This is a genomic window from Terriglobus sp. YAF25 (assembly GCF_052113305.1).
GTDB lineage: Bacteria > Acidobacteriota > Terriglobia > Terriglobales > Acidobacteriaceae > Terriglobus.
On the sequence record NZ_JBFRCY010000948.1, the window covers coordinates 1 to 1,409 of the forward strand.

A 1,409-nucleotide genomic window follows, 5' to 3' on the forward strand; every position below is an offset into this window, starting at 1 on the left:
TCCTTGAAGTAGACGAGGAGGTAGCCACCGAAGTCCTTCTCCATGGGAGCGCGGAAGCCTTTGGGCTTGGTGAGTGTCTTGACGAGCTCGATGCCGGTGGGGCGAGGCGTGGTTGAGGTCGCCGGGCCGCGGTGGGCGGCCTTCCAGTCGATGGCCGTCTTGAGGACGGCGAAGAAGGCGGGCTTGGGTTTGCCCTGGCGGTCCCAGAGGAGCGGGTGGTTGGTGCGGCCGCGCGTGGGGAAATTGTTGAGCCAGGTGTGGCCGTCGTCGACGCCCCAGAGGGTGATGCGGCCCATCTGGTTAGAGTGTTCGAGGAAGACCTGGAAGAACTCGGCGTAGCGCTGGGCGAGGCGCTGCTGCATCTCTTCCGGCAAGCCGTCTTTGTAGGGGTTGGAGTTGGAGTCGCCTTTGGCGGTAGCGGAGACGTCGGCGGAGTCGAGGACGCTGGTGCGTGGGAGGACGTCGATGTCGAGCTCGGAGATGTTAACGCGGACGCCGAGGGCGGCGAAGTCTTCGATGGTTTGCGCTTCGACGGCGGGGGTGGGGCGGTCGATCTTCATGTGGCCCTGCAGGCCGACTCCGTTGATGGGAATGCCGGCTGCCTTCAGCTTTTTGACGAGGGCGAGAGCGCCTTTGCGCTTGGCTTCGTTTTCGAGCGAGTAGTCGTTGTAGTAGAGCTCGGCGGCGGGGTCGGCTTCGTGGGCGTACTCAAAGGCCTTGGCGATGAAGTCGTCGCCGATGATCTTGTACCAGTTGGACTGGCGCATGGAGCCGTCGTCGGCGATGGCTTCGTTGACGACATCCCATCCCTGAATGCGGCCTTTATAGCGGCCGACGATGGTGTGGATGTGGTCGCGCATGCGGGCGAGAAGAGCGTCGCGGGTGAGGGGCTTGCCATCGGCGTCTTCAAAGACCCACCTGGGCGTCTGGCTATGCCAGACGAGGCAGTGGCCGACGATGAACATGTGGTGCTTCTCGCCGAAGGCGACGTATTTATCGGCGGGGTCGAAGTTGTACTTGTCGACGCCGGGCTGAACGACCTCCCACTTGAGGACATTCTCCGGGCTGATGGTGTTGAAGTTCGCGGCGATGATGTCCTTGGTGAGGAGGTCGCGCTCTTCAAACTGAGCGTTGTTCAGCGCTGCGCCGACGCGGAGGTAGGGCGAGTAAGCGTCCTTGAGCGTTGTGGGTGTGGCTGGGGCCGGAGGCTGCGCGTGCGCGGAAATGGCGGCAACAACGAGAAGGGCGAGGGCGAGACGTTTCATGTGTGGCTCCGGCGAGAAAACGATTTCTTCGGCGGTAAAAAAGATATCAATTCCTGGTCGCGGAATGCCATGGCCAACAAGGTGCGAAATCTATTGTGGAAAGAGACGAAGGAAGAGACATAAACGTTCTTAGACCATGCATCA

General features: G+C 61.5%; 1 protein-coding gene. It reads right to left on the reverse strand.

What is annotated here, in order from left to right:
* Positions 1-1,265 (reverse strand): endo-1,4-beta-xylanase (locus AB4043_RS25490; RefSeq protein ID WP_442308516.1); only part of this gene is annotated, 1,265 nt, incomplete at its 3' end.
* Between the last annotated feature and the right edge of the window lie 144 nt (positions 1,266-1,409).